Here is a 25,107-nt window from a genome sequence, read left to right as displayed (position 1 = left end):
CTTAGTCAATGGTGGCTTCCTGCTGATTGGCCAGCCAGTTGACCAGCTGCTCAGTAAGTTCGTCGCTAGCAGCACCAAATGCATCAACCACATCAGGAATATCGGTGCTTATAGATTGCGCGCTGGTGGTAAAGCTCTGAGTAGCGATTGAAGCGCGGTTTTGAGTGCTGACGAGCTGAACATCGAGCTGAACCTTCACCGTGGGCGGACGGGTAGCGTAGTCGCTCTGAAAGTGACGTAGTTCACTCAGTAGCAATAGCTCGGAAGGCAGGCTATCGCTACCCACGCTGGCAAATAGGCGGCTCTGCTGTAACCCAGTGATCAAGCGCGATTGGAGTAAAGCAGGGGCATTCTCTTGCCAGCGGGCAGCTTCGTACACATTAACCACATTACCCTCTGGGTAAACCACAATGCGGTTGCTACTCAGTAAATGCCCCGCCTGTGGGGCCGCCACTGCCAGGCGTTGGCGGGTGGTCATAGAATCTGATGTGACGGGCTGTATATCGCTACTGGGCAGACGATACAGGGTCGCTGGCTCACTTTCGGGCAATATTGAGCAGCCACTGCTGAGTAGCAGCGCAGCGCTAACTAAAGCGATGGCGGTGGGGCGTAATGTCATGGGCGGAACTCCTCTACCTGATCACGGCCCAGGAAAAAGTCTGTTGGGCTCTCCTCTAGCTGGCGGGTGATACGATCCAGTGTATCGAGTGTTGAGCGTAGCGAAGAGAGCGCCGGGGCAATATCTTGCGCGCCCTGCAGGCTGCCTTCGATGGCACCAGCGTTAGTCTCCACTAATTGCTCAATGCGTTGAGCCGCCCGGGCCACATCGTGGCTCGCATCAGCGGCACTCTCCATTACCAGCCGGCCATCTTGACGCAGTAGCTGTGTCGCTTCCTGGCTAAGTTCGTCGATGCTGCTAAGCGTGTTAGTTGCCTGGCGAGTGGCTTCGCCGAAAAGCGCCATATTCTGGTCTAGGGCGTTCTGCTGGGCGGCAATCATTTCGGTGATCTGAGCAATGTTGGTTAAAATACTGCCTGCCTGGTCACGGTTATTATCGTCAAACAGTTCGTTGACGTTTTGCAGGATTGAATTGATGTTTTCGATCATATCTTCGCCCTCATCAAACAGCGTAGCGATGGGCGAAGGGTCTGCGTTTATAAACGGTGCTTCGATATCGGTTTGGTCAATTAGCAGTGGGGCTTTAGGGGTGCCGCCGTGAAGTTGCACGGACATGCTGCCGGTGATGCTGGCAAAGGCAAGTTTTGCCCGGGTGTCTGTCTTAATCGGTGCGTCATCGTAGACGCGGATATGGGCAATCACTTGCCGAGGGTCATCAGGATTAAGGTTAAGCTCGGTGACGTCCCCCACCTCAATACCGTTATATTGCACTCGGCTGCCGACTGATAAGCCGCTCACGCTGCGCTCAAATAGAATGCGGTAAGGCTGGTAGCTACGTTCGCCTGCTGCATAGCTCATCCATAGTGCAAACAGCAGCGCGCCAGCGGCAGTGGCCAGCGTGAAGAGACCGATTAAAACGTGATGCGCCCGTGTTTCCATGTGCAGTCACTCCTGGACGTTAGCGTTATTTGAAGAGCCGGTATGAGCACGCTGAGCGGCTCGACCTCGCGGGCCGTGAAAGTAGTCTTGAACCCATTCATCGTCGGTATCCGCCACTTTATCGATGGTATCCACCACCAGCACACGTTTCTGTGAAAGTACCGCGACCTGATCGCAGGCAGCGTAGAGCGTATCCAGGTCATGGGTGACCAGGAAAACGCTGAAACCCAGCGCATCGCGAAGGGTGACCAGCAACTGATCGAAGGCCGCCGCGCCAATAGGGTCAAGCCCCGCCGTGGGCTCATCAAGAAACAGAATGTCAGGATCAAGCGCTAAGGCACGGGCAAGGGCGGCGCGCTTGACCATGCCGCCAGACAGCGACTCAGGAAACTGCAGCGCGGCCTGTGGCGGCAGCCCGACCAACGCTAGCTTTACCCTGGCAAGATGCTCGGCGTCTTCACGGGGTAGCCTGGCGTGTTCAATTAGCGGTAGGGCAATATTTTCTTGCAGGTTCAACGAGCTGAACAGCGCACCGCGTTGAAACAGTACACCAAAGCGCCGCTCTATTTGACTGCGCTGTGCCTCGTTAAGCTCGTTAAGGGTTGTGCCTAGGACTTCAACCGTGCCGTCATTGGGGCGCTTCAAACCAACGATGCTGCGTAACAGCACTGATTTACCGGTACCAGAACCGCCTACAACGCCGAGGATTTCTCCACGTTCAAGGGTTAGGTCTAAGTTTTCGTGAACCACATGAGCGCCAAAGTGGTTCACCAAGCCTCGAACCTTAATGACCGGTAGGTCGTTTTGCTCTGTCGGTTTATCTGAATTGATCACCAGCCCATCTCCATAAAGAATAGCGCGGCGACGGCATCAATCAGAATCACCATAAAAATCGACTGAACGACGCTTGACGTAGTGTGTTCTCCCACCGACTGCGCACTGCCGCTGACCTTAAAGCCTTCAAGGCAGCCGATAACGGCGATCACAAAGGCAAACACCGGTGCTTTGCTAAGCCCTACCAAAAAGTGTGTCACCGATACGTCTTTTTGCAGCGTGGCCATGAACTGGGTAAGTGAAATATCCAGTGACAAAGAGGTGACCATGGCACCACCCGCTAAGCCGCTGAGCATGCCCACAAACGCTAGCATGGGCAGGCTAATTAACATCGCCATTACCCGTGGCAGCACCAAAAGTTCGATAGGATCTAGCCCTTGGGCCTGCAGGGCATCAATCTCTTCATTGGATTTCATGGCGCCGATCTGGGCAGTAAAGGCGCTGGCGGTTCGTCCCGCTAATAAAATTGCAGCAAGCAGAACGCCGAACTCTCGCAAGAATGAGAACGCAACAAGATCGATGGTATAAATCGTGGCGCCAAAATCCTGCAAAACGGTAGCGCCAAGGAAAGCCACAACGGCACCCACCATAAAGGTGAGTAGCGCGACGATGGGTACGGCATTAAGACCGCTCTGCTGAATATGGGCAACGGTGGCCGTTAGGCGCCAGTGGCGTGGCCGCAATGCCAGATGGAATAGGGTAGCCACGACGAGACCAATAAAGGCCAGCAGCTGGCGCTGCTGAGACCAAAGCCCCGCCATGTGTTGGCCCACGCTGGCAAGCGCTTGGCTAATACGCGAATAGGAGGGGGGATCAACGTCAAGCGGCGCTTCCATGGCTTCGGCAATACGCACCAGCAGCGCCTGCTGCTCTTTCGGCAGTTCTGCTGCCCAATCCGCTACCGCCTGTGCTTTCTCAACGCCAATCAGCTCTACAATGAGTATGGCACCGGCGGTATCAAGGCGAGTTATTGCGTCTAACGAAACCGTCGCACCCGTTGGCTTGCCAAGTTCGGTTCGAGTTTCACTGTGATTAAGCGCCGCTTTGATATAGCGGTAATTGGCAAGTGTCCACTCGCCTTTAAGGGTGACTGTTTGATCATGACGCGCTATCCACTCGCTTGGCATCCCCACTCCTCGGCGCTCTTGGTATCGCTGCGCTTGTTTAGAAGTCTATGATGCATTCAAACGGGCGTTAGTTAAAGTCTCCCTAGCTTGAATTTACCTTGCCGAGCGGTTTCTTGGCGCTAGTTCCTGCTTAATCTGATTAGCGACTTCTTTGAGACGTGGGCCTAAGTTATTAACCAAGCGGTCGTGATCCAAGCGCAGGCTGGAGCCGCCGCAGTTAATCGCCATGACCTCGGCGCCATCTTCTAAAATTAGCGGCATCGCCACCGCGCTAATATCGCGCTGCCAATCCTGCTCAGAGAGACAAAAACCGTACTGTGCATAGTCTTTGAAACTCTGTTGTATACCCGCTTCATAACGCGGCCAGTCGCTACCATACTCGCTGGCCAACTCTTGGAGCACCTGCTGGCGCCGTTCGTCAGACAAACCGCATAGCCAGGCACGACCAATGGCGGAAGTGGCAATGGGCAGGCGGGAGCCCGTGTCCAGGCGAATGATTAGCGGGCCATGGCCGTGGCAGGTTTCCAAATAAACCATGTCACTGCGGTCGGCCCCGCCCAGGCTAACGTTACAGTCGGTGGCATCAGCAAATTTCTGCAGATGCGGGCGAGCAATTTCGCGAATGCCCATATTGGCGAGAAAGCGATATCCCAAGGCTAAGACACCTGGCCCAAGGCGGTACTTTTCCAGGTGGGTATTGTGTTGGAGATAGCCCAACTGCGTCAGGGTATAGGTTAAACGTGACACCGTCGGGCGAGGGATACTTGTACGGTTGGAGAGCTCAGCATTGCCTAAATACTCTTCACCTGCGCCAAAGGCGCGCAGCAACTCTAGACCGCGCGCAAGCGCTGTCACAAAGTTACGATCTTTTCCTGGCAACTGCGAGTCGTCAGCATCAGTGTCGGTGGGGTGCATTCAATATCCCAACAATAGGTGGCTTATGGCGCCCAGTATCGCATATCTACTTAGACGCAGCGTTCATGCCTATCAACGAAATAGCGGCTGTTTGACGCTAAATCAGCCGTCCAGACGCTCGATAATTGTGGCAATACCCTGACCGACGCCGATGCACATGGTGACCAACGCGTAGCGCCCACCGGTCGCCTCAAGCTGTCGGAGAGCCGTAAGCGCCAAGCGTGCTCCTGAAGCCCCCAGAGGATGACCAATGGCGATGGCGCCGCCGTTGGCGTTCAAGCGTGGATCATCAACGGAGAGCCCTAACTGCTGCACGCAGCCAAGCACCTGAACGGCAAACGCCTCGTTGATTTCAATTACATCCATCTGCTCAAGGGTAAGCCCTGCACGCGCCAACGCCTTTTGCGAAGCGGGTACTGGCCCCAACCCCATAACCTGCGGTGCAACACCGGCAACGGCGCTGGCGACAATGCGCGCGCGTGGTGCTAGGCCCATACGTTCACCGGCGGCCATGGTGCCGACAATCATGGCAGCGGCGCCGTCATTCAGACCCGAGGCATTGCCGGCGGTGACAATGCCACCCTCAAACAGCGCGCCCAGTTGGGCCAGTTTGTCTTCGGTGCTTTGTGGGCGGGGGTGTTCGTCTTTATCTACCATCAGTGGCGGCTGTTTACGTCCTTGGGGCACCTCTACGCCAAACATCTCGCCGTCGTAAAAGCCTGAGGCCAGCGCTTGGGCGTAGCGGGCCTGAGAGCGGGCGGCAAAGGTGTCGCTTTCATCGCGGCTAATATTCAGGTCGTGGGCAATGTTATCAGCAGTTTCCGGCATGCTGTGGCTGCCGTACTCCTTAGCAATCCAGGGGTTGGGAAAGCGTGAGCCAATCACCGTATCGTACAACGGCTGGTTGCGGGCATAGGGAGAGTCCGCTTTACCCAACACATAAGGTGCACGGGACATGGACTCAACGCCGCCTGCTAAAAACAGCTCGCCTTCACCTAGCCGTGCCGCCCGGGCCGCATCCATCATCGCTGCCAAGCCACTGCCGCAAAGCCGGTTAACGGTTTGCCCTGCCACTTCGATGGGCAGACCTGCCAACAGTGCGCCGTGACGGGCTACGTTGCGGGAGTCTTCCCCCGCTTGGTTGGTGCAGCCTGCCAGCACCTCTTCATAGCTTGCTGGCGCGAATGGGTTGCGGGCTACCAGTGTTTTAAGCGTCAGCCCCAACAGCTCATCTGGGCGAATAGCCGCTAAGCTGCCACCGTGGCGACCAAAAGGGGTACGTAAACCGTCGTAAATATAGGCGTCTTGCATGGTGATGCTCCTTGTTATTGGTAGGGTTAAGCGGCGGTTAACGACATTTGCAGCGCGGCGCGGCGGCGCAGCCAGGGGCTAGGCCGATAGCGTGGGTCGCCGGTGGCCTCAAGCAGGTTGGTCAATATCGTCATGATGCGCGTGGCGCCGTAATGGTCGCCCATGCGTAGCGGGCCGAAGGGGTAGCCCAAACCCAGCTCAACCGCTCGGTCGATAGTCGTGGGTTCTGCCACGCCTTGCTGGGCAATGTCGGCACCGACGTTGACGATGCAGGCAATAATGCGCTGAAGAACGAAGCCGTTGCTGTCCTGCAGAGTACTTACCGGCGTACCGTCATGATTGAGCAGGCTTTGCGCTGCTTGAATGAAAGCGGAGTGGGTGATTGGCGTGGCCATGAGGCTGCGGCGTTTATCGAGCCCTGCGAGCATATCCACCGCTACACACTGCTCAGCGTCTAGCCTCTGGCGCAGGGCGCAGCTAGTGGCATCTTCTCCAAAGGGAGTCAGCAGGCATAGCGCTTGGGCAGTGGGTAGTGGGTCAGTTTCTAATGGCCAGCCCGCCGCATGCACCAGCGCGGTGAGTGCCTTGGCACTCTCGGGGTCTTCCTGGCTAATCCATACCGGGCAAGGTGAGGCAGGCTTGATGACCGGCTCATCCGGCATCTGCTGTTTGCCTTCCACATAGCGGTAAAAGCCTTCGTCGGTTTTACGCCCCAGCAAGCCCGCGGCCAAGCGCTGTCGGGTTAACGGTGAAGGGCGAAAACGCGCTTCTTCATAATACTGGTGATACACCGACTCCATCACGGCGTGGGAAACGTCCAGCCCGGTAAGATCAAGCAGGGTAAAGGGCCCCATCCGGAATCCGCCCTGATCAACCATAATACGGTCAATAGTGGCCGGGTCAGCGACGCTTTCGCCTAACAGTCGCAGCGCTTCAGTGCCGAAGGCACGACCGGCATGGTTAACCAGAAACCCAGGTGTATCGGTGGTTTGGGCCGTAAAGTGGCCCATGGCTTGTCCTAGAGCATTGACCCGCTGAGTCACCTCATCGGTGGTACGCAAGCCAGGGATGACCTCGGCAATCTTCATCAGCGGCACGGGATTAAAGAAGTGAAAGCCAATAACCCGCTCAGGGTGCTGGCAGGCGGCGGCAATGGCCGTGACGGAGAGTGAAGAGGTATTGGTCGCCAACACAGCCTGCTGGCTGAGGATTGCTTCTAAATCGCTAAACAGCCCCTGCTTGGCCTCCAGCTTCTCGACAATGGCTTCCACCACAATATCGCAGGGCGCGAGCGCGGCAAGCTCGCTGGCTTCAATCAACCGTTCACTATAGTGCTGAGCCTGTTCTGCGTTAATGCGCTGCTTTTCGACACTTCTCTGCCATAAGCCATTAATAAAGGCTTTAGCTTCTTGTACGGCACCCTCTTTAACGTCAAAAAGCATGACGTCTAGACCGGCCTGGGCAGCCAACTGTGCGATGCCACGCCCCATGGCACCGGTGCCGACGATGCCAAGCGTGGTAAAGGGGGAAGGTGTTGATTCGCTAGCCATACGCTAAGTCCTCTCTGCAAATGGGTGTATATTTAGTATTGTGATTCTGCATTGCAAAATTGTGTTTCAATTATTGACTGCCATCCTAGGCTATGCAAAAGTGCCTGACAAGAATAGTGGACAATAGTTTTGCTATGCAAAATGCACGCACTGTCCACGCCCAGCGCTACTTCGAATGATAACTCTAACTATAAAACCCGTTACCACCAGGAGCCGTCATGATTCGCGATCCCGAATTGATTAACCAGCTTGTCGATACCATCGCCCGCTTTGTCCGTGAGCGCTTAATTCCTAATGAGGCACGCCTAGCCGAAGAGGATGCGGTGCCCCCGGAAATTCTTGCGGAAATGAAAGAGATGGGACTTTTCGGGCTATCGATTCCAGAAGAGTACGGCGGTCTAGGCCTGACGATGGAGGAGGAGGCGCTGGTGGCGATGGAGATTGGTAAAACCTCGCCTGCCTTTCGCTCGGTGTTTGGCACTAATAATGGCATTGGCGCCCAGGGTATTTTGATTGATGGTACTGATGAGCAGAAAGCCAAGTATGTGCCACGCTTGGCCACGGGCGAGATTCTTAGCTCGTTCTGTCTCACCGAGCCCGATTCCGGCTCCGACGCCGCCAGCCTGCGCACGACGGCGGTGCGGGATGGCGATGACTATATCTTGAACGGCACCAAGCGCTATATCACCAACGGCCCAGAAGCCGATCTGTTTACCGTAATGGCGCGTACCAACCCAGAGAATAAAGGCGCAGGCGGTATTTCAGCCTTTATCGTCGAAGGTAACACGCCAGGGTTAGTACGCGGGCCTGCGGATAACAAGATGGGCCAGAAGGGCGCCCACACCTGCGATATTATTTTCGACAACTGCCGGGTACCCGCTGAAAATATTATTGGCGGAAAAGAGGGGCAAGGCTTTAAAACGGCGATGAAGGTGCTAGACCGCGGGCGACTGCATATCTCGGCGGTCTGCGTAGGCGTAGCCGAGCGCTTAGTGGAAGAGTCGTTGCGCTACACCATGGAGCGTAAGCAGTTTGGTGCGGCGCTTGCCGAGCATCAGCTGATCCAAGCCATGCTGGCGGATAGCAAAACCGAAGCCTATGCAGGCAAAACCATGGTGATGGACGCTGCACGGCGTAAAGACGATGGCGAAAATGTTTCGACACTGGCCTCCTGCTGCAAACTGTTCTGCGCCGAAATGGTTGGCCGGGTAGCAGACCGCGCGGTGCAGGTTCACGGTGGGGCGGGCTACATGTCGGAATACGCGGTTGAGCGTTTCTACCGCGATGTGCGGCTATTTCGTATCTACGAAGGGACTACCCAGATTCAACAAATCGTCATTGCTCGCAACATGGTGCGGGAGGCGTCCTAATGGCTTTATCGGTTTCCTACCAAGCGCCGGACGAGGCTATTTTTGGGCGCCTTGCCAGCGAGCTGGTGGCCGAGCTTCCCGAGCGCCTCAGTACCCGCGTGCTTGAAAATGCCAAACTGCTTGGCGAGCACCCCGCTATCGTGGATGGCAATGTGCGCTGGAGTTATGCGGAGCTTGGCCAAGAGATACACGCTGCCTGTGACTGGTTAAGCGATCTAGGTATTCGTCCCGGCGACCGTATTATGACGGTGAGTGAAAACTGCCGCGCTCTGGTCGTGCTGCTGTTGGCTGCCAGTGAATTGGATGTCTGGGTAGCGATTGTGAACTCGCGCCTGTCAGCACAGGAAGTTGACCTGATTCAGGGCAACTGCCTGCCCCGGCGAGTCTTCTATACCTGTGAAGCATCCCCAGAGGCGTGTCAGCACGCCGAGCGCCACGCGGCTGACTGCTACCAGCACCCTCAGTTGGGTGGGCTGGCCATTTCGAAGCTGTATGACAGCGAGCCCGAGCCGGTCTGCGCGAGCGGCGCCGAACAGGTGGCGGCGATGATCTACACCTCAGGCACCACTGGCACACCTAAAGGCGTCATGCTGACCCATCGTGGCATTCTGTATATTGCCTCAATCTCTGGGGGCATGCGTCATTTAAGCGAAGGGCAGCGGGTCTACGGCGTGCTGCCCATGTCTCATGTGTTTGGCCTCTCTTCGGTATGTATGGGGTCGCTCTATAACGGCGCCTGCCTGTATACCGTGCCGCGCTTCGATGCCGCCCATATGTTGGCGACGCTAAAGCAGGAGCACATTACCGTTCTCCAGGGAGTGCCGGCGATGTATGCCCGGGCGTTAGAGTTTTTAAAACGTGAACAGCGCCCGTTAGAAGCGCCTGATCTAATTTATATGTCAGCAGGAGGTTCACCGTTAGATAGCGACACCAAAGTGCGGGTAGAGGCAGCCTTTGGGCTGACGCTGCATAACGGCTACGGTTTAACCGAGGCCAGCCCTACCATCAGCCAGACCCGCATCGATGACCACCATGCAACTAGCACCGTTGGCCGGGTATTGCCTTTACTTGAGTACCGCCTGGAACCGCTTAGCGACAGCGGAACTGCCGAGCAGCCTGGAGATGAAGTGGGTGAACTATGGGTGCGCGGGCCTAATATTATGAAGGGTTACTTCCGCCAGCCGGAAGCTACCCGCGCCACCCTAACCGAAGATGGTTGGCTCAATACCGGTGATATCGCCAAACTCGATCACCATGACCAACTCTATATTGTAGGGCGTAGCAAAGAGCTGATTATCCGCTCTGGCTTCAATATCTACCCGCCGGATGTGGAAGCGGTGATTAACGAGCACCCTGCGGTAACGCTTACCGCCGTAGTGGGGCGTCAAATCGCCGGTAATGAAGAAGTCGTGGCGTTTGTGCAGTGTGAGCCAGGCGTTGACGTTGATGTGGCGGAGCTAAAGGCGTTTATCGCCGAACGGTTGGCGCCTTACAAACGACCTACTCAAATTGTATTGATGGATACGCTACCTTCCACTGCCAGCGGCAAAATTCTTAAAGGGCGGCTGCGGGATTTAGCCCAGCAGGAGAGCGCCTCATGAGTTCTTCGCAAATACACAGGCCAGATACGCCTCAACAAGCACTTATGGGCTATCACGAGTTGCTAGGTATGCAGGTGGTTGAGTGGCAGCAAGATCGTGCCGTGGTGGAGCTCACTATCGAGCCCAAACATCTAAACCGCAGCGGTAATGTTCACGGCGGCGTATTGGCTTCAATGCTGGATAGCGCTTTAAGCCTTGCCGGTCTGCACTGCGATGTACCGGGCAATATTCGCCGAGGAATGACACTCTCATTAACCACGACCTTTGTGGGCCCTGCCCGGCAAGGTGTGTTGAAGGCAATCGGCACGGTTCGCGGCGGCGGACAGAAAACCTATATGAGCAGCGGTGAGATAGTCGATGAGCAGGGCAGCTTAGTGGCCATGGGAGAAGGCTCCTTTCGGCGTCGCAGTGGCAGTGAATCCACAGAGGGATTTCCAGAAAACAAACCCCGGGAGCCAACTGAGTGAGCCCAGCCCGCCTGCGGGTTTCTCTGTTACTGCTGGTCACCTTGGCAACGCTGTTTCATCTGGTGGTTGGCAGCCTGTTTTGGCAAGCCGTCGGCATTGCCGCGCTGGCGCTCTATCTATTAACGCTTGTTGGCAAGCTAACGCGGATGGCCAAAGGGTTACTGCTAGCCGCCGGGATAGTGTCGCTGCTAGCGCTCTGGCACTCGTCGAACCCAGGCCAACTGCTGTTTGAAGCCAGTGGGCGTTTTGCGTTTTTTGCTACCTTTGTGGTGGCGTTGAGCATGCTACGTTTGCCTGCCTACCGTTCACGCCTGGTGCGCCGCTGTGGGCAAAGCATGCTGCTTCAACCGCCTAGCCGCCGCTACCCAATTTTATCGCTCGGTTCAGCACTGTTTGGCATTATTCTCAATATCGGCGTGCTTAACTTGTTTGCTGCCATGATTGAGAAGAGTAACACCCTAGGCGCGGCCCAGGGGCGTGCCTGGGTGCGAGAGGCTCGTCAGCGGCGCATGATGTTGGCGCTGCTGCGCGGGTTTTCACTGGCGCCGCTTATTTCGCCCATGGGTATCGGCGTTGCCGTCGTACTGTCGAGCCTTCCCCAGGTCACTTGGCTTGAGCTTGCGCCGTATATTTTGGGTGCCGCTGTGCTAATTTTTCTGGCCGGATGGGCGGTAGATTTTCTCACCGGCCCGCATCCACCTGCCAATAAAGCCCCGGTAGCTGCTCCTTCGTTACGCCCGCTGGCTCAGTTCAGCGTGTTGCTGCTGGGAATTGTGGCGCTGGTGTTTAGCCTTGCCTGGCTATTAACACTGCGCTTACCCATTGCCGCGCTGTTAGGTGCGCCCACGGGGGCGCTGATTTGGCTTGCCTGGCAGCGGCGCAGGCTTGGCTTCGGCGGGCTGCCTGCAGCGGTTAGCGCGGTGCATCGTCAGTTGCCGTGGCTGCTTTCGCCCAGTGCCAATGAGATCGTGGTGCTAGGGGCGGCGGGCTATTTGGGGCATTTATGCGTTGGGCTGGTGGACACTCAGCAGTTGGCGCCGCTACTAACGGTGTTGAACCCGTGGGGCGCCTTCAATGCCGTGCTGGCGATGCTGATGGTAGTGGGGCTAGCCCAGGTAGGCGTTAATCCTATCGTGACGGTAACGCTGCTGGTGGGGCTGCTACCACAGCTAGCCATTGAGGGGCTAACGCCTGCGCTGATAGGTGCATCGCTGATGGTAGGCTGGGCGCTGGCGCTAATGTCGTCGCCGATGACCGCATCAATGCTGATTTTGTCCCGATTTACCGGTGTACCCGCCACGCGTATCGGCTACCGCTGGAACGGCAGATTTCTGGTCGCCTCGATTCCGCTATTGGCAGCGTGGTTTGTATGGGCACCCTTTTAAAGGGGGGTAAGAATGAGGAAGCGCTTGACCTTTGTGCAGTGTTTTTTTATTGTTCTTTTTATAAAGTGAAACATAATTCTGCTATGCGAAATAATCTAGGTTGAATATTTTTAATCGCCAGGAGCACGCCTTATGAAAGTACTCGTCGCGGTGAAACGCGTCATCGACTATAACGTCAAAATCCGCGTTAAGGCGGATCATTCGGACGTCGATCTTACCAACGTCAAAATGGCCATGAACCCTTTCTGCGAAATTGCCTATGAAAGTACTCGTCGCGGTGAAACGCGTCATCGACTATAACGTCAAAATCCGCGTTAAGGCGGATCATTCGGACGTCGATCTTACCAACGTCAAAATGGCCATGAACCCTTTCTGCGAAATTGCCGTGGAAGAGGCGGTACGCCTGAAAGAGAAGGGCGTGGCGACAGAAGTCGTCGCCGTCACGGTAGGGCCCAAAGCCGCCCAAGAGCAGCTGCGTACGGCGCTGGCGCTGGGCGCCGACCGCGCCATTCATATCGAAACCGACGAGCGCGCCGAATCCCTGGCCGTGGCCAAGCTGCTGGCCAAAGTGGTCGAAGAGGAGCAGCCGGGGTTGGTGGTGCTGGGCAAGCAGGCCATCGACACCGACAACAACCAGACCGGCCAAATGCTCGCCGCGCTGACCGGTCTGCCCCAAGGCACTTTTGCCTCGGAAGTTGCAGTGGACGGTGACAAGGTGCATGTGACCCGTGAAATCGACGGCGGCCTGCAAACCATCGCACTGACGCTACCGGCGATCGTCACCACCGACCTGCGCCTCAACGAGCCTCGCTACGCCAAGCTGCCTGACATCATGAAGGCCAAGAAAAAACCGCTGGATGTGAAAACCCCCGCCGACTACGGCGTCGAGGTCGCCTCCAAGGTCAGTCTGCTCAAAGTCGAGTCGCCCGCCGAGCGCAAAGGCGGCGTCAAAGTCGCCTCGGTAGACGAGCTGATCGACAAACTGAAAAACGAAGCCAAAGTTCTTTGAGATAAGCTCTTTAAGATAAGTGCTTTGAAAACCGTACTTTAAGAAAAGAGCTTTGAAAGGAGTTGATGCCATGAGCATTCTGGTACTTGCGGATCTACACGAAGGCCAACTGGCCGGCGCCACCGCCCACAAGCTCTTTAAGATAAGTGCTTTGAAAACCGTACTTTAAGAAAAGAGCTTTGAAAGGAGTTGATGCCATGAGCATTCTGGTACTTGCGGATCTACACGAAGGCCAACTGGCCGGCGCCACCGCCCACATCGTGGCGGCCGCCCAAGCCATCGGTGGCGATATTGACGTTCTGGTGGCCGGTGAAGGCGTTCAAGCCGCCGCCGAGGCCGCCGCCAAGCTCGACGGCGTAAGCAAAGTCCGCGTCGCGGATAACGCCGTTTACGCCCACCAGCTCGCCGAGCCCATGGGCGCGCTGCTGGTCGAACTGGCCGATGGCTACACCCACGTGCTGGCCAGCGCCTCCACTACCGGCAAAAACGTGCTGCCACGTTTAGCCGCGCTAAAAGATGTTAGCCAGCTGTCGGACGTTATCGCCGTGGACAGCGCCGATACCTTTAAGCGTCCGATCTACGCCGGTAACGCCATTGCGACGGTGAAAAGTGACGATGCCCTCAAGGTCATCACCGTGCGCGTCACCGGCTTTGATGCGGTTGGCACCAGCGGCAGCGCGACGGTGGAAGCCGTCGACGTAGTGGTGGACAACAGCCAGTCCAGCTTTGTCAAAGAGGAGCTGGCGCAGTCAGATCGTCCCGAATTGGGCGGAGCCAAGGTGGTGATCTCCGGCGGCCGTGGTATGGGCAACGGCGAAAACTTCAAGCTGCTCGACGGCATTGCCGACAAGCTGGGGGCTGCCATTGGTGCTTCCCGGGCCGCCGTCGACGCAGGCTTTGTGCCCAACGATATGCAGGTTGGCCAGACCGGCAAGATCGTTGCCCCGGATCTGTATATCGCCGTGGGCATTTCCGGTGCCATCCAGCACCTGGCGGGCATGAAAGACTCCAAAGTGATCGTCGCGATCAACAAAGACGACGAAGCACCGATTTTCCAGGTGGCGGATTACGGCCTGGTGGGGGATCTGTTTGAGATCCTGCCCGAGCTTGAGAGCAAGTTGTAAGCGCATCTAAAAGCAGTTCACGGAAGGCCCCAATCGGGGCCTTTCGCAGATTACCTCACAATAACAACCAGCGAGTTTCCCATGCTAACGCGTCTAACCGCTTCATTAAACCTGCCGGTGATCGGTTCACCCATGTTTATCGTCTCCGGGCCAGAACTGGTGATTGCCCAGTGCCAAGCGGGCATTCTGGGTGCTTTCCCCGCGCTCAACGCCCGACCTGCTGACGTATTACGTGAGTGGTTACAGCAGATCACTCAAACCCTGGCCGACTATGACGCGCAGCACCCCGAACAACCCTCAGCGCCCTTTGCGGTGAACCAAATTGTGCACCCCACCAATGATCGTCTAGAGCACGATGTCGCGTTATGCGCCGAGTTCAAGGTGCCGCTGGTCATCACTAGTCTGCACGCGCCTAATCAAGTGGTGGAAAAGGTGCATGCCTATGGCGGGCTGGTGTTTCACGATGTGACCACGTTGCGGCACGCCAAGAAAGCGATCGATGCGGGAGTTGATGGGCTGATACTGGTCTGCCACGGCGCGGGCGGCCATGCCGGGCGGTTAAACCCCTTTGCGTTTGTGGCGGAGGTGCGCCGCTTTTACGATGGCCCGTTAGTGCTGGCGGGGGCGATTAGCAAAGGTGAACAGATCGTTGCCTCCCAGGCGCTAGGCGTGGACTTGGTGTATATGGGCACGCGCTTTATCGCCACCCAAGAGGCAAACGCTCAAGCGGCCTATAAACTGATGGTGCTGGACGCAGCGGCAGGCGACATTGTCTATACCAACCTGTTTACCGGCGTGCACGGTAACTATCTGCGGCAAAGTATCGAGCAGGCGGGATTGGATCCTGATGCGCTGCCTGAAGGTGATAAAACCGCTATGCGTTATGGCTCAGGGGGGAGCAGTAAGGCAAAAGCGTGGCGGGATATCTGGGGCGCGGGGCAGGGCGTAGGCGCTATTGCCTCTATGCACAGCGTGGCCGAAGAAGTGGCCACGCTGCGCCAGGATTACCAGAAAGCGTTAGATCATTTACGGCGGCTTTGACGAAACGCCGCCACCCGGGTGTGAAAATCTTCCGACGCCTTGCACTGATCTTGAAGCTCGCCCTCTAATTGCATCGTGTCATTTAGCGGGCGCTGGGCAGCTTCCCGTAAGGCGCGTTTGGTAGCGCTTAACGCCTGGGGCGATTGACTCACCAGTGCTTGCGCCAACGACCGAGCTTCGTCTAGTACTTGGTTATCTTCGACAACCCGATTGGCCAAGCCCAGCATCACGCATCGCTCTGCCGAAATGGGGGTCGCTAAGGCGGCCATCTCGAATGCCTGGGCATGGCCAAGCTTGCGCGCCAGATGCCAGCAGGCACCGCCGTCGGGAATGAGCCCAATATTGATAAAAGCAAGCTTCAGGTAAGCGGAGCGGCCCATCACCACCATATCGCTGGCGAGAACATAGGAAACACCGATGCCCGCAGCCGCACCGCTAACCGCTGCAATCACCGGTTTATTCATTGCCATTAAACTGCGCAGAGCGGGCAGAAAGAGCGTTTCCAGCCGTTCGCTCGCAGGCTGAGACGTTGCCTTCTCAAACTCTGCCAGGTCAGCGCCGGCGCAAAACGCACTACCTTCACCGCGCAGAATCACACAGCGAACTTGCTCATTGTTTGCCACCGCCGCCAGCGCCTCATTGAGGGCCAGGGCGGTGGCTTCATTCAGAGCGTTGCGTACTTCTGGACGTGCAATGGCGACTTCGACGATACCGTTTTCAATAGCGCTGACAGTCACTAACTTGCCGACGTAATCTGGCATGTATCGCTCCCTAATTAACTTTTCTGGCAACGTTCTCAGGCAACCTTTAACAGCTCGCTGACCGTTTCGAGATGGTAGTCGCTGTCGCCCAGGTAGTGATCGAACATCACCAGATGCTTGGCGTAGTTAGCGACATAGCACTCTTCGGTCATACCCATCGCCCCATGCAGCTGGATCGCCTGTTCGGCAATAAAGCGAGCTGATTCACCACAGTAGGCTTTGGCCGCGGCAATTTTGTAATCCCGTTCGCTTGCAGGGAGCGCGAGGCTAGTGGCGGCTAAAATCGCCATGGAGCGGGACTGCTCCAGGTGCAAGTGCATATCCACCATGCGGTGCTGCAGGGCCTGAAAGGTCGAAAGCGGTACGCCAAACTGCTTGCGCTCTTTTAAATAAGCGAGCGTTTGGTCGCAGGCCTCCTCCATTGCGCCGATGGCTTGGGCGCAGAGCGCTGCGCGACCAACAGCCAGTACCTCCGCTAGCACATCGCTAACATCTTCACTCAGGCAGTTGGTTAACGGCAGCGTGACGCTGTCCAGGGTCAGATCGCCGGCGGGCTGGTCGTCGATAGTGCGATATAGGTGCGTAGATGTGCCCGGTGCATCCGCTGGCACAATAAATAACCCTAGCTTGCCGCTGGCTAATTGAGCGCTGACCAGCGTAGCCGCAGCGGCTTCAAGGTTAAGTACCACGTGTTTTTTACCATTTAACTGCCATTGGTCGCCTTGCTGGGTAGCTTGGGTAGCTACCGTAAAGGCGTCGTAGCGGGCGCCAATCTCCTGCCAAGCAAGCGCCAACTGATGCTCACCTTCAAGCAGTGGGGCTAGCCACCGGGTTTGTTGTTCGCTGTTGGCGGTAAGCGCCAGTAATTGTCCGGGCAGCACTAGGCCAGCCAGATAGGGTTCGGGCACTAAGCCTCGTCCCAGTGCCTGCATAATAATCATCAGGTCGGTGCCATCGCCCCCTAGCCCGCCAACGTCTTCGCTGAAGGGCATATGCAGCAGTCCCAGCTCGGCAAAGGTGCGCCATAGTGCAGAAGAGCCGTTTGGGGCAGCGGCCAGCATAGTGCGGCGCTGCTCGGGAGAAATCTGGTCGGCCACCAAGCGGGTGAGCGTCTCTTCGAGCATGCGCTGCTCGTCGGTTAAAGCAAAATCCATGGTGACCTCACATGTTTAAAATGGTTTTGGCGACGATACTTTTTTGTATTTCATTGGCGCCGCCATAAATCGACAGCTTGCGACGATTGAAGTACTGGGCGCTGGCGGCCGCGCTTTGGGCGCGCTCGTCATCCAGGCTGCCTTCGCCATGCAAGAAGTCGGGGAAGAATGGCAGCGCAGCAGGGCCCAGGGCGCGCCGGGTAAGCTCACTTAGCTCCTGGCGAAGCTCGGAGCCGCGCACTTTTAGCAGCGAGCTCTCTGCGCCGGGCACACCGCCATCTCGGGCAGCGGCAATCACGCGCAGGTTGGTGACTTCCAGCGCCATTAGTTCGAGTTCCGCTTTCACCACCCGCTGACGGAAGCTGGGTAGCTCCAGCAGCGGTTTGTCGCGATGCTGAATCCGGCTCGCCAGGGACTTCAAGTGGCGCAGCGCCTGCTTGGCGTGACCAAGGCCTGCAATCCCGGTACGTTCGTGGGTGAGCAGGAACTTAGCGCAGGTCCAGCCTTGGCCCTCTTCACCGACGCGGTTGTCGACGGGTACGCGCACGTTATCTAAAAAGATTTCGTTAACTTCGTGGGCACCATCAAGGGTAATAATTGGCCGCACGGTGATACCCGGTGTCTGCATATCAATCAACAGAAAGCTGATGCCCGCCTGCTTCTTGGCGTCTGGGTCGGTGCGTACCAGGCAGAACAGCATGTTGGCGTGCTGGCCCAGGGTGGTCCAGGTTTTCTGACCATTGACGATATAGTGGTCGCCATCACGCACGGCGCGGGTATTTAGGCCCGCTAAATCAGAGCCAGCGCCGGGCTCTGAGTAGCCTTGGCACCACCAATCCTGGTTGCTCAAAATGCGCGGCAGATAGTGCTGTTGCTGCTCGACACTGCCGAATTTCATGATGACGGGAGCCACCATGTTAACGCCGAAGGGTACGACTGTAGGTGCATGGACAGCAGCACACTCTTCGTCGAAAATATGCCGCTGTACCGGCCCCCAGCCTGGGCCGCCGAACTCTTTTGGCCAGTTAGACGCCAACCAACCCTGTTCGCTAAGAATATTCTGCCAGCGCAGGTAGTCATCAGCGCGCAGGTGGCGGCCCAAGCGCACGCGCTGGCTGATATCGCTGGGCAGTGCATCGGCTAGAAAGCGGCGTACCTGTTCGCGAAATGCCTGCTCTTCGGGGCTAAAGGTGAGGTTCATGGGCTATACATCCTTAGCAACAGTTGAGAGCGTGGCCTGGCGGTGTGGCCCTCCTAGGTGACGCGGGTAGCCAAACGCTTCCACCGCGAGTAAATCGATGTCACTTTCCCGGTAGCAGAAGCTCTGTTCCGCTATATTGATACTTGCCTGTTCAAGCGCTGACTGCTTTTCACTGGCTGAAGCTTGCTGAATCGCAGCATGCATCGAGCGAAGTATGCTTTTTTGCTGGCTGACCACGATGTTTAGCCGCAACGCTTTAAGCGTGAGTGCGACTCGCTGCTGAGTAAGTGGCTCTGCGCTTACATTGACTAGCTCACCTATTTGGCCATTTTCAGCAATGATCAGGCTTAGTGCCGTATCGCTGTCGATGCCAATTTCTTCCAGTGCGACAACAGGGTAATTCGCGAGGGAATCCTGAGTAGCATTTGGCGCCAGTAGGCAAAGTTCGGTGGCCTCGTGGGACGCGCTGGTTAAGCTTATGCCTGCCTTTTGCGCCGCCTTCTGCAGACGTTCAAAGAGCGGATGCTCACCGACCAGCGCCACGTGTTTAAAAGCACTGGTTTTCTCAATATCGGGCACCAGATGGGGGCTGCGTGCGGCAAAAAACAGATGAATAAGCCCGGCGCGCTGGGGGGAGTCCATACAGGCTAGAAACAGTTCTCTCTCGCGGCGTAATCCAGCCTCAAGTGATTCGGCTTCCACGCAGGCCTGAATCGCTTCGACAATGCGAAACGGCGAGAACAGTTCGGAAGACTGTTGGTTAAGATGTTCCAACGTCTTAGTGATGGCTTGGGGGTTCGCCGTCGGGGCAGGAAGTTGGCCGGTGATGCGGGGCGTTTGGGCGCCTGCCAGCACTTCCTGGGCGGCGGCTAAACCCGCTTCAAGAGGCGTTTGGGCATTGCTGATAGCATCGATAATCCCCGCCTCAAGCGCTTCTTCAGCCTCCACAAAGCGACCGCTGGTAATCATCTCTAACGCGCGCTCAACGCCCACTAAGCGTGGTAAACGCTGGGTGCCACCGGCGCCAGGCAGTAGGCCAAGCTTTACCTCTGGTAGCCCTACGCGGGTTCCTGCCAGCGCGATTCGGTAGTGGCAACCGAGTGCTACTTCCAAACCGCCGCCCAGGGCCGTGCCGTGCAGGGCGGCGATCAGCGGTTTGGGGCAGGCTTCCAGGTGGGTAATCACATCGGGCAGGAGGGGAGCTTGGGGCGGCTTGCCAAACTCACGAATATCCGCCCCGGCAATAAACGTGCGGCCATCGGCCAGCACGACCAGCGCTTTAGCATCGGCGTCGGCAATACCCTCTTTGAGCGCGTTGACTAAGCCGCTGCGCACGGCCTGACCCAGGGCATTAACCGGCGGGTTAGCAATTTGGATAACGCCTATATCACCGTGGCGCTGGTAGTGAACGGACATAATTAGGTTCTCGTATTTCGCATGATAGTGAATTGAAAATAACCTTGGCGTTACACCTATTAAGCAGCAGAGGCGCTTTGCGTACGCCGATGGTGGCGCTGGCTTAAGCGCGCCATCAACACGCCGGGCACTAGTGCAGCAAGCGCAAGGCCGATCAGTTCCCACTGGCTAAGGGGGATCATTCCACCGCCAGGCAGTGCCAGTAATAGTCCCGCAACCAGTACCAGGGCGCGAATAATGATCTCCTGCAGCGCGCCATAGCCCAGTCGCCCAACGCCCATCAAGTAGCCTTGCATGGCGGAGGCAAACAGAATGATGCCGAGCACGGCCTGGATAAACACGGCCACGATCACCAGCGGTGCGCCCTGCATAATCAACGCCGGATTAAGCACAAAGAGGAAGGGGATAAAGTAGATCACGCTACCCAGGCGCATGGCCTGCAGGCCCGTTTCCATGGGCCGGGCACCGGCCACGGTGGCGGCGGCAAAGGCACCGAGTGCGACCGGCGGAGTAATAAAACTCAGCATGCCCCAGTAAAGGATGAACATATGCACCGCCATGGGATCCAGCCCTCCGCCTTGAATCAGCGCGGGGGCTAGCGCAACGGCAAGGAAAATATAGGCGGCAGTCACGGTCATGCCAATGCCGAGTACGAAACTGGTCACGGCGCCCATAATCAGTAGCAGCGGCACGCTGCCACCGGCAATATTGATAAAGTCGTTAGCGATGGTGCCGGAAAGGCCGGTCATCGAAAGCGCACCGACCAGCATGCCCACGCCGGCCAAAATAGCGATGAGTTCGGCAAACAGCTTGGCGGCAGATGACAGCGTGTCGGCCACATCCTTCCAACCCCAGCGGTTATGCTTGGAAAGCTGGTTCAGCACTAACAGCAGCGCGGTAGCGTAAAAAGGCGCTACGGCTTCGCGCTGCATAATCAGCAGCATCCAGACTAATAACGCGAAGACAAAAATAAAATACCAACCCTCTTTGAGGGTTTGCCAAAGTGAAGGCAGCTCAACGGCGGGCAAGCCTTTAATGTCGTGGCGGGCCGCGTAGGCATCAATCTGAATAAACAGACCCAGGAAATACAGAATCGAAGGAATCACGGCGGCCAGCGCCACAGCGGAGTAGGGAATGTCCAAAAACATCGCCATGACAAAAGCGGTGGCACCCATAACAGGGGGCATCAATACACCGCCGGTTGAGGCGCAGGCTTCTACACCGCCCGCAAAGGAGCGGCTCATACCGATACGACGCATGGCGGGAATCGATAGCACGCCGGTGGTCAATACATTACTGATCACGCTGCCGCTCATGGAGCCCATCAGGCCACTGGAGAAAATCGACACCTTAGCAGGGCCGCCGCGTACATGACCCAGGAGCGCAAAGGCCAGATTAATAAAAAACTTACCGCCGCCGCTTTTCTGCAGCACGACACCAAAGACCAAAAAGCCGATCACCAGGCCCGCGAACGCCTGCAGCGGCACCCCCATGATGCTTTCGGTGCTCATGGTGTGGTACATGGCGGTTTGTTCAAGGGTGGAAGGAAACGCCTGGATCGGGCCAGGGACGATATCGGCCACCAGCGGATAGAGCGAGAATACCCCGGCAATAATCGCAATGGGTAAACCACCCGCCCGGCGTGCTGCTTCGACAATCAGCAGCCAGTAGGCGTAGCTGGCATAAATGGCGATTTCGGGCGCTGAAAAGGCCCAGCCGCGCTCCAAAATAGGTACTGCGTTGTAAACAAAATAGCCGCCAACGATAAGCGTGATGGCGCTCAATGTGTAGTCGTACCAGGGAATAGGCTGCTCTTGTTGGCGACTGCGCATGGGCCAAAGCAAAAACACCAGCGGTAGCAGCAGCGCCACAACGGCATAGTAGAACTGCGTTTCCAAGCCGGTTACGAACGTCAGTAAGCCAACGTTGAAAAGATAATCCAGCGTCATCGCCATCAAAATGACGGTGACCGTGGCGGGAATCCAGCGCAGTGCAGGAGGAAGCTGACGAATTTGGCTGATCTTTTCTTTAACCTGCTGATTATTGGCAGGCGAGGTATCTGTGGTCATGGGGGGACATCCGTCAATCAGCAGGGGGCGGCAAGTGCCGCCCCGTGGTGTATCACTCGAAGATCGGTTCGAAACCGGCATCGCTCAGCGCGGTGGCACGGGCTTCCATCCAGCCGGTAGTAAATGCCTCATCTTCACTGGGTGCGTCCTGCATAAAGCTTTCCCAGGCGGTTAAAAGCACGTTCTGGCGTTCAACGAGCTTGTCCTGATGAGCCTGCATTTCATCAGTCCATACATCGATTTCTTTGTAGTACTCCACGACCGCATCGTGGAACGGCACTACCCATTGAAGATCTTGTTGCTCTAGTGCATAGCCAAGTGCGCCTGGAGCGTTGTCTTTATAGTCATCAAAGTTTTCCTGCATGGCCTTGATCAGGCCATAAGCCACGTTGTCGTCCAGGTCTTGGTTGGCGACAACAATAGGGTAAGGGTAGCTAGCGCTAGGCACCGGGTTTTCGGCGCTGATGCCGCCTGCCCCGGAAGTGACTTCGTGAGGACGGAAGTAGGGCGCCACCGCAGCCATACGCTCCCAGCCTTCGTCGTCGTTGGGGTCTAGCACCGGCCAGCTAATGCCGCGAGGGCTACTGGCCAACTGCTGGGCGGGCGGGGTGACCGTTGTGGTAAAGGAGGCATCCACATCGCCAGCGATAATGCCGTCGAACGAGCGGCCGTAGCCGGGGTAATCAACCCGCTCTACGTCATCCCAGGTTAAACCGCCAAAGGCGAGGTACGCCTCTGTGCCTTTATTGAGCGCATCGTCGCCACGGATATAGGCGATGCGTTTGCCCGCCAAGTCAGCGGGCGTTTCAACGTCCAGGTCGCCCGCAACCGCAAGGGAAAGACCAAAAGAGGCAGTGGAAGTGGTAATGACGCGTAGTGGCTGAGGACCCCAGTCACGGTCGGCAAACATCATTACCCCTTCAGCGCCGTAGTAGCTGGCGATCCCGCAGGCGCAAAGGTCAACGCGGCCCTGCTTAAGCGGCGTCATCCGTGAAACATCGTTGTCCCCCGGCAGGATACGCACTGATGAATCGTATTTGTTCTGCAGCATATTGCCGATGGCGACGGCTTGGGCATAGCCGCTTGAGTTAGTGCCGTAGGCCGTCCAGGCCATGGTGCCGGGGAGTTCAATGTCACTGGCGTGGCTGACTGCTGCGCCGAGTAGCGATAAAGGTAAGGCGGCGATGAGTAGGCGGTGAGCAAATGGATGCATTGGGATGCTCCTTTATTGTGGTTGTGCTTAAGGTTTTAGTTACGTTTTGCTACATAGTGTTTTGCTATGCGGTACTTGGTTTTGCTAAGTGGTCGGCTGATAGTAGAGAAGCCGCTGGGTGGCTGTCAATGCTGTTGTCAGCAGCGGTGCCCGTTGGTATACAACAGGCATAAAAAAACCAGGCAAAAGCCTGGTTTTTCAGAGCAGTAGCGAGAGCAATGCAGTTAAGAAAATTCACGCCAAGCGGCGTAGGTGCTTAAAAACACCCGCCCGGTAAGCGCATCCAGAAAGTCACTCTTCTTAAGCTGATCCATTACCGGGCCTTTTACCTCGGATAAATGCAGTTTTACATCGGAGTCTTTTAAACGCGCATTGATAGCATCAAGGCTCTCTAGCGCAGAGGCATCGATCAGGTTGACCGCCGAACAGATCAGCACAACGTGCTCAAGCTCGGGTTGGCTCGCCACCAGGTTATAAACGGTGTCTTCCAAATAGCGCGCATTGGCAAAGTAGAGGCTCTCATCGATGCGCAAGAGGGCAACGGTATTGACCGTTTCGACATCGTGGCGGGTAGTGTTTCTAAAATGTTCGGTACCGGGCACACGACCTACCAAGGCGCTATGCGGACGGCTGGTACGGTACAAAAATAGCGCAATAGAAAGTGTCACACCGCTGATGATGCCGGCTTCAACGCCCTCGCACAGCGTGAGTAGAATCGTCACCGCCATGGCGGCAAAATCGCTGCGAGAGTAGCGCCAGGTTTGGCGCAGCATGGGAATGTCTACCAGCGTCAAAATCGAAACGGTGATTGTTGCGGCCAGGGTCGCGATGGGCAGATAGTAGAGCCAGCCGGTAAATGACAGGGTGACCAGCGCAATACCTAGTGCTGCAAAGGCACCGGCGGCAGGTGTTTGCGCCCCTGCATCGTAGTTAATAACGGTGCGGGACAACCCACCGGTTACCGGCATGCCGCTGGAAAACCCGGCGGCTAAATTGCTGGCGCCCAGGCCTATTAACTCCTGATTGGGGGAGATGCGCTGGCGCCGTTTGGCGGCCAACATCTGGCCCATGGAGACCGACTCCACAAAGCCGACCAGGCTAATCAGCAGCGCTGGGATTAGCAGTGCCCGCCATAGCGAGTAGTCTGCCCAAGGAAAGCTTAACGAGGGTAAACCACCGGGAATTTGCCCTACCACGGAGACGCCTTTATCGGCCAACTGCCAATGCCAGGTCACCAGGGTGGTAATCACGACCGCAAAGACTGGCCCCGCTTTGGCGATCAAGTCCGCCAGAGTGCGTGGCAGGCCCAGCGTGAGCAGGGCGGCTTTACCGTGGCGCCGCATGGCAATCAAAAACAGCAGGGTTCCACTGCCAATCAGTAGGGTGGGTAAGTTAAAGGTGGTTAAGTTTGGTACCAGGGTGATAAGACGTTCCACCAGGGTAAAGCCACTGCTCTCAACCCCCAGTAAGCTGCCAAGCTGGCTGGCCGCAATCAAAATACCCGACGCCGTTAAGAAGCCGGAGATAACCGGGTGGCTTAAAAAGTTGCTGAAAAAGCCCATTTTCAGCAGCCCCATCACGACCAGCATGCCACCGGAAAGCAGTGACAGGATCAGCGCTGCCTGTAAGTAGGTCTCCGTACCCGCGGCTGCTACTGAGGAGAGCGCGGCACCGGTCATCAGCGCGATGATTGCCACCGGCCCGACGGCGAGGGTTTTGCTGGTGCCAAACAGGGTATAGATCAGTTGAGGCAGGATGCTGGCGTAGAGACCCACCACCGCAGGTAACCCGGCTAGCAACGCATAGGCCAGCGATTGGGGAATGACCATCACGGTGACGATCAAGCCCGCCAAAAGGTCTGCCCCCAATAGGCGTTTATGGTAGTGGGGGAGCCATGTCAGGATCGGCAAGTAGCGCTTTAGCATGGGGTCCTGGTGTTGTAGAAGTGGCAGAACCAAGAGAGTAAGGGATATTCCATTTCATTGCAGTGCTTATATTCATT

At 56.7% G+C, this 25,107-nt stretch carries 22 protein-coding genes; 8 read left to right on the top strand and 14 right to left on the bottom strand.

Going from position 1 to position 25,107, the window contains the following annotated elements; genetic code table 11:
* Position 1: 1 nt before the first annotated feature.
* The 7 genes from YERSI8AC_RS12540 to YERSI8AC_RS12510 form a co-directional block, all read right to left on the bottom strand.
* Entirely contained in the window at positions 2-619 is a 618-nt protein-coding gene (locus tag YERSI8AC_RS12540; RefSeq protein WP_022523320.1) for an ABC-type transport auxiliary lipoprotein family protein, read from the bottom strand.
* Positions 616-1,557, bottom strand: coding sequence for an MlaD family protein (locus YERSI8AC_RS12535; protein ID WP_022523321.1), 942 nt, complete (start codon positions 1,555-1,557; stop codon positions 616-618). Before YERSI8AC_RS12535 ends, YERSI8AC_RS12540 begins: the two co-directional genes overlap by 4 nt.
* Before the next feature lie 6 nt (positions 1,558-1,563).
* Complete coding sequence (locus tag YERSI8AC_RS12530; protein ID WP_159177932.1) at positions 1,564-2,388, bottom strand: ABC transporter ATP-binding protein; 825 nt, start codon at positions 2,386-2,388, stop codon at positions 1,564-1,566.
* Entirely contained in the window at positions 2,388-3,518 is a 1,131-nt protein-coding gene (locus YERSI8AC_RS12525; protein WP_022523323.1) for an MlaE family ABC transporter permease, read from the bottom strand. The genes YERSI8AC_RS12530 and YERSI8AC_RS12525 overlap by 1 nt, the downstream gene beginning before the upstream one ends.
* 93 nt (positions 3,519-3,611) lie before the next feature.
* Positions 3,612-4,433, bottom strand: coding sequence for an IclR family transcriptional regulator (locus tag YERSI8AC_RS12520; RefSeq protein ID WP_022523324.1), 822 nt, complete (start codon positions 4,431-4,433; stop codon positions 3,612-3,614).
* Positions 4,434-4,535: 102 nt separating this feature from the next.
* On the bottom strand, positions 4,536-5,744 hold the full coding sequence (locus tag YERSI8AC_RS12515; RefSeq protein WP_159176835.1) for a 3-oxoadipyl-CoA thiolase: 1,209 nt from the start codon (positions 5,742-5,744) through the stop codon (positions 4,536-4,538).
* A 26-nt stretch (positions 5,745-5,770) separates the two neighbouring features.
* On the bottom strand, positions 5,771-7,294 hold the full coding sequence (locus YERSI8AC_RS12510) for a 3-hydroxyacyl-CoA dehydrogenase (protein WP_159176834.1): 1,524 nt from the start codon (positions 7,292-7,294) through the stop codon (positions 5,771-5,773).
* 218 nt (positions 7,295-7,512) lie between these two features.
* Between YERSI8AC_RS12510 and YERSI8AC_RS12505 the strand changes: the two genes are divergently transcribed.
* The 8 genes from YERSI8AC_RS12505 (at position 7,513) to YERSI8AC_RS12470 (ending at position 15,291) form a co-directional block, all read left to right on the top strand.
* Positions 7,513-8,664: an acyl-CoA dehydrogenase family protein gene (locus tag YERSI8AC_RS12505; RefSeq protein WP_138801425.1), complete on the top strand. Its 1,152-nt coding sequence runs from the start codon at positions 7,513-7,515 to the stop codon at positions 8,662-8,664.
* Entirely contained in the window at positions 8,664-10,265 is a 1,602-nt protein-coding gene (locus YERSI8AC_RS12500; RefSeq protein ID WP_138801424.1) for a class I adenylate-forming enzyme family protein, read from the top strand. The genes YERSI8AC_RS12505 and YERSI8AC_RS12500 overlap by 1 nt, the downstream gene beginning before the upstream one ends.
* Complete coding sequence (locus YERSI8AC_RS12495) at positions 10,262-10,732, top strand: PaaI family thioesterase (protein ID WP_138801423.1); 471 nt, start codon at positions 10,262-10,264, stop codon at positions 10,730-10,732. The genes YERSI8AC_RS12500 and YERSI8AC_RS12495 overlap by 4 nt, the downstream gene beginning before the upstream one ends.
* Positions 10,729-12,117 (top strand): hypothetical protein, encoded by a 1,389-nt coding sequence (locus YERSI8AC_RS12490; protein ID WP_159176833.1) that lies wholly within the window; start codon positions 10,729-10,731, stop codon positions 12,115-12,117. Before YERSI8AC_RS12495 ends, YERSI8AC_RS12490 begins: the two co-directional genes overlap by 4 nt.
* A gap of 132 nt (positions 12,118-12,249) precedes the next feature.
* On the top strand, positions 12,250-12,417 hold the full coding sequence (locus YERSI8AC_RS12485; protein ID WP_159176832.1) for a hypothetical protein: 168 nt from the start codon (positions 12,250-12,252) through the stop codon (positions 12,415-12,417).
* Positions 12,377-13,126: an electron transfer flavoprotein subunit beta/FixA family protein gene (locus YERSI8AC_RS12480; protein ID WP_039858181.1), complete on the top strand. Its 750-nt coding sequence runs from the start codon at positions 12,377-12,379 to the stop codon at positions 13,124-13,126. The genes YERSI8AC_RS12485 and YERSI8AC_RS12480 overlap by 41 nt, the downstream gene beginning before the upstream one ends.
* A gap of 197 nt (positions 13,127-13,323) precedes the next feature.
* Positions 13,324-14,250 (top strand): electron transfer flavoprotein subunit alpha/FixB family protein, encoded by a 927-nt coding sequence (locus YERSI8AC_RS12475; RefSeq protein WP_138801545.1) that lies wholly within the window; start codon positions 13,324-13,326, stop codon positions 14,248-14,250.
* Positions 14,251-14,331: 81 nt separating this feature from the next.
* Positions 14,332-15,291: an NAD(P)H-dependent flavin oxidoreductase gene (locus tag YERSI8AC_RS12470; protein WP_159176831.1), complete on the top strand. Its 960-nt coding sequence runs from the start codon at positions 14,332-14,334 to the stop codon at positions 15,289-15,291.
* Here the strand turns inward: YERSI8AC_RS12470 and YERSI8AC_RS12465 are convergent.
* The 7 genes from YERSI8AC_RS12465 to YERSI8AC_RS12435 all read right to left on the bottom strand — a co-directional run bounded on the left by YERSI8AC_RS12465 (position 15,273) and on the right by YERSI8AC_RS12435 (position 25,030).
* Complete coding sequence (locus YERSI8AC_RS12465) at positions 15,273-16,052, bottom strand: enoyl-CoA hydratase/isomerase family protein (protein WP_159176830.1); 780 nt, start codon at positions 16,050-16,052, stop codon at positions 15,273-15,275. The genes YERSI8AC_RS12470 and YERSI8AC_RS12465 overlap by 19 nt on opposite strands.
* A 35-nt stretch (positions 16,053-16,087) precedes the next feature.
* Positions 16,088-17,206 (bottom strand): acyl-CoA dehydrogenase family protein, encoded by a 1,119-nt coding sequence (locus YERSI8AC_RS12460; protein ID WP_159176829.1) that lies wholly within the window; start codon positions 17,204-17,206, stop codon positions 16,088-16,090.
* Between the two features lie 7 nt (positions 17,207-17,213).
* A complete protein-coding gene (locus YERSI8AC_RS12455) occupies positions 17,214-18,407 on the bottom strand; it encodes an acyl-CoA dehydrogenase family protein (protein WP_159176828.1) in 1,194 nt (397 codons plus the stop codon).
* Positions 18,408-18,410: 3 nt separating this feature from the next.
* Positions 18,411-19,823, bottom strand: coding sequence for an enoyl-CoA hydratase/isomerase family protein (locus tag YERSI8AC_RS12450; protein ID WP_138801549.1), 1,413 nt, complete (start codon positions 19,821-19,823; stop codon positions 18,411-18,413).
* 59 nt (positions 19,824-19,882) lie between these two features.
* Complete coding sequence (locus YERSI8AC_RS12445; RefSeq protein ID WP_159176827.1) at positions 19,883-21,892, bottom strand: TRAP transporter permease; 2,010 nt, start codon at positions 21,890-21,892, stop codon at positions 19,883-19,885.
* Between the two features lie 52 nt (positions 21,893-21,944).
* Positions 21,945-23,105, bottom strand: coding sequence for a TAXI family TRAP transporter solute-binding subunit (locus tag YERSI8AC_RS12440; RefSeq protein ID WP_138801551.1), 1,161 nt, complete (start codon positions 23,103-23,105; stop codon positions 21,945-21,947).
* Positions 23,106-23,329: 224 nt separating this feature from the next.
* Complete coding sequence (locus YERSI8AC_RS12435; RefSeq protein WP_138801552.1) at positions 23,330-25,030, bottom strand: SulP family inorganic anion transporter; 1,701 nt, start codon at positions 25,028-25,030, stop codon at positions 23,330-23,332.
* Positions 25,031-25,107: the final 77 nt, after the last annotated feature.

Source organism: Halomonas sp. 113 (assembly GCF_904067645.1).
GTDB classification, from domain to species: domain Bacteria; phylum Pseudomonadota; class Gammaproteobacteria; order Pseudomonadales; family Halomonadaceae; genus Vreelandella; species Vreelandella titanicae.
This window is presented reverse-complemented; position numbering and strand designations above follow the sequence as displayed.